Here is a 6,058-nt window from a genome sequence, read left to right on the forward strand (position 1 = left end):
AAGGTTTCATCCTATTTTACCTTTTTTGGTCTACCCCCTTGACAATTTGCACTTTTTCTTAACTTGTCACAAATGCCGCCGGGGAAGTATTTATATTCACCAAGTGCGGTCGCGATTTCTATGCCTTTTGAGGTATTGCCTAATTCGCGTTAGCAGAGACCTCGAAGAGGATCGGCTATTTTGCACCTAGGGCAATAGAATTGTTGGCAATCTTCTTTGAAAACGGCTCAAGTGAATCAGCTTTTTTGCGAACCGCAGAGAGCGCAGAGGGCGCAGAGAAAGAGAAAAGAGAGATATATTGACTGTCACCAATCATTTATGGTTTCGATAGCAGTTCCAATAACTCAGCTTCCGAAAGTAGTTCTACCCCCAAAGATTGAGCCTTTTCCAACTTAGAACCCGCATCTTCTCCCACAACCACATAATCAGTTTTAGCACTCACCGAACTGGTGACTTTACCTCCTGCTTTTTGAATCAAATCTTTAGCTTCATCTCGTTTCAAAGTGGGCAAAGTTCCGGTAAGCACAAAAGTTTTGCCTGCAAGTTGTAAATTGGCGCTGGCTAAGTTGGGATTTTTTACTTCTGACTGCAATTGCAATCCCGCCGTTTTTAAACGTGAAATTAAACTTTGATTTGCAGGCACTCGAAACCACTGATAAACAGCTTGAGCAATTTCCGGCCCGATGCCGTAAACGCCCTCAATCGATGCCGCTGATACTGCTGATAACTCTTCTACATTTGCAAACCTTTCTGTCAGCAATTGAGCATTCACGCTGCCGACGTGGCGGATGCCCAAGCCGTAAAGTACGCGGGAATAAGGTTGATTTTTGGATTGGGCGATCGCACTTACCAACTTTTCTGCTAACTTCTTACCCATGCGTTCCAAACTCATCAATCTTTCCGCAGTCAAATCGTACAAATCCGCCGCAGAATGCACCAGATTGCTATCAACCATCTGCTGCACCAACTTTTCGCCAACACCGTTAATATCCAGAGCATCCCGGCTGCAAAAATGAATCAGCGAACCCCTCAAAATCGCCGGACAAGATGTATTGATGCAGCGAGTAACGGCCTCCCCCTTTTCCCGAACCACAGGCTGTTCGCATTCGGGACAGCAACTAGGCATTTGGAAAAGTTGAGCATTTTGGGGGCGAAGTTCCCGTAAAACTCGCACAACTTCTGGTATAATTTCCCCAGCTTTTCTGACAATTACAGTATCGCCAATGTGCAGATTTAGATCGGAAAGTCGATCGCTATTGTGGAGAGAAGCCCGCGAAACCGTCGTCCCCGCCAACTGCACCGGTTTGAGTTCCGCTACAGGAGTCAGAGCCCCGGTTCTCCCTACTTGCACGGTGACAGCTTCTACTATTGTAGGCACTTCGGCAGCGGGATACTTCAGGGCGATCGCCCAACGCGGAAACCTCTGAGTAAAACCCAATTGTTTTTGCAGGAAAACCGAATTAATCTTAACAACAACCCCATCCGTCATGTAAGGCAAATTCCGTCGCTCAGTATCCCAATATTCGTAATACTCCCGAACCTCATCCAAAGAATAGCAAATTTTGCGATAGGGATTCACCTTAAACCCCATTCGCCGCAACAATTCCAACGAATCCCACTGCGTGTTACCCTCGTTACCCTTATCTAAATGCAGAGTATAAGCAAAGAAATCCAACCGTCGTTTATCCACAATTTTAGAATCCAACTGCCGCAGCGTACCCGCCGCAGCATTGCGAGGATTAGCAAACAATTGTTCCCCCGCTTTTTCCCGTTCCCGATTAATTTCTTCAAACACAGCTAAAGACAAAAAAGCTTCTCCCCGCACTTCCACCACAGGCGGTGGATTATCTAAATTGAGCTTCAGAGGAATCGAGCGAATAGTTTTGACATTTTGAGTAATTTCCTCTCCCGCAATGCCGTCTCCCCGCGTCGCACCGCGAACTAAAACCCCATTTTCATAGGTTAACGCTAAAGCTGAACCGTCAATTTTTAACTCGCAAACATAGGAAACCCCCCCCAACCCCCCCTTGCTAAAGGGGGGAGTAATTTCCCTGTTTTCCTGATTGCTAATGGAAGATGTTATTCCCTCTTGTCCCCTCCCTTGATCAGGGGGGGTTAGGGGGAGTGCATTTCCTTCTTGACCGGGGGTTAGGGAAGGTGCTACCCTTTGCCAGCGTTCCTGCCATTTAGCAAATTCCTCAAAATTAAAAGCATTTTCCAAACTGTAGAGAGGAATATTGTGTTTGACACTAAAAAATTGAGTAGCAGGCTGTTCTCCCACCCGCTGAGTCGGACTTTCGGCCGTAATTAATTCAGGATAATCTGATTCTAATTCTTGCAACTGGCGATAAAGTCGATCGTACACTTCATCTGGCATAATCGGCGCATCGAGAACATAATAAGCATAGCTAGCTTCCTGTAGCTGCTGCCTCAACTGTTGAATTTGCTGCTGAATGTCTGCTGCCATATCAATTTAAGGTTTTCGATTTTCGATGTTAAATTTTTGATGATAACTCTTGATTTTAGCTCAAAAAAAAGGAGCAAGCAACCTATCTGCTGCCAGAGCAATTTTAGATTTGAGATAATTAATCTAAATTTCAGCTAAAAACCAATCTCCAGCAACTAAAAAATCAAAACTTATCCTAATTATCACGCTGCCAAAAAACGGATACTTAATTTCCGACTGGCAACGCCTGTCGGCCTAAAATTTCGACTCTTGTTTAACATCCCAGATTCATCTATGGATTAAATTTCAAATCCTTCGACTGATTGAAAGCAGAACGTTGCGCCAAACATATCACACAGAATTATCAATTTTAGAATCCACTGACTCGCCTTTATAGATGCCCCATTCTGGGCGTAAATAATCACAAATTTAAGTCTGGGAACTCGGTAAATTTCTTGTTTTCCCCGGAGATGGAATGTTGAATATTCGCACCATCTTTTTCGCCGTTCAAGTTGCTATTGGCGCGGGATTTGGTGAATTCTTGAGCGTTCGGTTTGGTGAAAGCGAGCGGTTCAGCGTGTTCTACCTGAAATACATTGGCGTAGAGGTTGGCAATAATTTGTTTGCCTCCCTGGGTCAATTCCAAGTAGTTCAAAGCTGCTGGAATATATGGAAAAACTCCATTCCAATAAAACTTGGCGTAATTTTGCCGCAAATCTCCCGGAGACTTGTAGCCCAAGATTTTATTAGTGCCGACTTCCTCAAATTCGTAGAACAGAGCACTTATTTTTCGTAGGTAATTTGGGTCGCTCAACTGACCGATCAAATCGGCGGCCCTAGCGAGTCCAGAATAATTATTTCGGTCTTGATGAGTTTCGCTAGCAGGAACTGGGAAGCGGGTCAATTCAATATTGCGCTTGATTTGTTCGGCATCAATTAATGTGTGGCCGCCGAAGCGTTCGTCAATTACGAGTTTGCCTCGATCGACATGATAAGGAGTTAAACTAGCAGAAGTTGCCCCGATCGGCACAGAAACCATGCCCCCCTCAATACCCGTAGCGTAGAGTCCCACAGCTTCTTGGTCTTGGCGGCAAACACCTTTGACGTAGCCGATATCGTGACACAGCAGCGAGATCAGGTAGTGCAGCCAATCTTCCGGCGACACTCCCCCTTCGCGAATATGCTTGCCGCGGAGAATTTCTTGCCCCACCAAAGCCACGAGCATTGTGTGTTCTACATTGTGGTATAGAGCGTCGCAGTTAGCGATATTTTCCAGAGCCATAGTCCCTGCCCAGGCGATAATTTCAGGGTAGTCAGGCTTGTACTTGCCGTAGGTGCGACGGTAGCCGGCCTGCAGCTCTTGAACAAAAGCGTCAATCAGGATAGCAGTTGCATTGAACATCATAAATTCTCTCACTCAGGCTGTAGTTACAAACTTGATCGAAAATATCTTGCATAGCTGAAAAAATAATCAATGGGCATTCCAGCAGGTTTGACCCCTCGGTGTTGAATCTTAAATTTCAGCTAGTCTTGTCAGGTCAGAAAATTGCTCTTTTGGCTATGCTTCCCAAGATAACCTAATTTCGGAAGCATCCGAAGCAACCGATCGATTTTTTGGTATTAAATGTTAGTGAAACAATTTACATCGTTTCACTGACTAATTATTAGAAGTCCTAGGTTTGAAACTTATGAACTATCTGTTTCGGAGTCTCTCCACTGCTGCCCTTGGCACTCGGCGGTCGATCGCCCAAAAATACCTAGGATTGTTTGCATTCACGGCTGTTTGCACCGCCGCACCGGCAATGGGTGCCGAGCGAATTTACGTAACTTACGGGCCGCTAGAAGAATCAGTTCCCATCGAATCTCTGGCACTGTTCGCCAAAGAAGGCAAAATAGACTCTAACTTGGACGGCTTCGCTCAGTACATCAAAGAATCTCAGCTAGCTGAGATTCGCAGCGCCCTGCAAGCGAAAGCTGAAATTAGCCAGGTGACGATCGCCCAATTTCTCTACACGCCTCAAGGAGAAGTGCTGCTGAGACGCTTAGGCCGAGTAATTCAAACCAAAGCTCGGCAGCCTGGATTTTATGCCATCCGAGCCGCCCTGATTTTAGCAGCCTCAGATCCCGAAGGCCTGACAATTCTCAACGTGCTGCGGAAATTCCCCACCTATGGCATCAGGATTGACATCGCCCGCGCCTTGGGTATCGCCAACGAACTGACATCGCTGATCAACCGTTCCAATCAGACGATCGCCGGAGTCGCTCAATTGTCCGAAGCACAAGCAGCCTCGGAACCCGCCATACCACCCGCCGCAATGCTGCAGCCCCAGCTACCGGGCCCCTATACTTGGAAAAAATCATCGGTAACTGTGACGAGTCCAAATCGCCCTCGCACGTTTGATATGGACATTTACCTGCCGCAGGGCAGCCCGCAACCGGCCCCAGTAGTAGTAATTTCCCACGGTTTAGGTTCCGATCGCCTTTCCTTCGAGTATTTAGCCAAACACCTAGCCTCCTACGGCTTTGCCGTCGCCGTCCCCGAACACCCCGGCAGCAACGCCCAACAAATCCAAAACTTGGTAACAGGCAGAGCCAATGAAGTAGCAGAACCAGCAGAATTTATCAACCGCCCCCTCGACATCAAAGACTTGCTCGATTATTTAACCCAACTTTCTACCACCAATCCTGCCTATCAAGGGCAGCTCGACTTGCAGCGGGTCGGCGTCATCGGCCAGTCTTTCGGTGGCTATACGGCTTTAGCATTAGCCGGGGCGGGGATTAATTTTGCACAGCTAGACAAAGATTGCGGACTCGAAAACGATAGTTGGAACCTCTCCCTACTGTTGCAGTGCCGCGCCCGCGGCCTAGAGCGCAACCAGTACAATTTCGACGAGCCGCGCATCAAAGCTGTGATCGCCATCAACCCGATCGTTAGCAGCATTCTCGGAGAAACAAACCTTAGCAAAATCCAAATCCCTGTCATGTTAATCGCAGGCAGCGCCGATACCGTCGCCCCCGCTTTGCTCGAACAAATTCAACCGTTCACATGGCTGACATCGCCCAACAAATATCTGGTACTGATGAACAACGGGACTCACTTCTCAACGATCGAGGATTCCCCTCAAAGCCTCTTTCTGCCACCACCAGAGGTCATCGGGCCCGAACCAGCTTTAGCCCGTCGCTATCTCAGCGGACTCAGCCTAGCTTTCATGGAAAGCTATTTGAACAACAAATCAAATTTCCGCCCGTATTTGGAGCCATCCTACGCTTTAAGCATCTCCCGAGACACTCTCGGACTGAGAATTTTGCGATCGCTCACCCCGCAACAACTCCAGCAGTTCAGGATTTCTCCACCTCCTCGCAGGCCAGTCTCTCCACCTGTCCTCGCTCCTGTTCCTCTACCTTCTCCACCTCCCATAGCTCCCGTTCGTTAGGCTTGAGGTGCGCCGAAGAGCACGCTGGCATATCTTTTCGCGATCGGACGATCGCCCCTGTCTCTCCTTTCATCAGCTTTCCTAATCGCAGTCATCAGTTTAACTGTCGCTCAACCCCTTTACAAACGTTAACAACACCGTTAATAATAGAAACATCATCCGAACATTGACAACCAAA

The 6,058-nt window shown here is 47.5% G+C and carries 3 protein-coding genes; 1 reads left to right on the top strand and 2 read right to left on the bottom strand.

Annotation, left to right across the window (positions count from 1 at the left end; translation table 11 throughout):
* Window positions 1–316: 316 nt before the first annotated feature.
* Both ligA and QUB37_RS28940 read right to left on the bottom strand, forming a co-directional pair.
* Window positions 317–2,467 (bottom strand): NAD-dependent DNA ligase LigA, encoded by a 2,151-nt coding sequence (ligA, locus tag QUB37_RS28935; protein WP_333168618.1) that lies wholly within the window; start codon window positions 2,465–2,467, stop codon window positions 317–319.
* A gap of 400 nt (window positions 2,468–2,867) precedes the next feature.
* On the bottom strand, window positions 2,868–3,848 hold the full coding sequence (locus QUB37_RS28940) for an Npun_R2479 family HD domain-containing metalloprotein (protein ID WP_333168621.1): 981 nt from the start codon (window positions 3,846–3,848) through the stop codon (window positions 2,868–2,870).
* A gap of 286 nt (window positions 3,849–4,134) precedes the next feature.
* On the opposite strand from QUB37_RS28940, the gene QUB37_RS28945 reads away from it, so the two are divergent.
* Window positions 4,135–5,880 (top strand): alpha/beta hydrolase, encoded by a 1,746-nt coding sequence (locus QUB37_RS28945; protein WP_333168619.1) that lies wholly within the window; start codon window positions 4,135–4,137, stop codon window positions 5,878–5,880.
* Window positions 5,881–6,058: the final 178 nt, after the last annotated feature.

Source organism: Microcoleus sp. AT3-A2, assembly GCF_036705685.1.
GTDB lineage: Bacteria > Cyanobacteriota > Cyanobacteriia > Cyanobacteriales > Microcoleaceae > Microcoleus.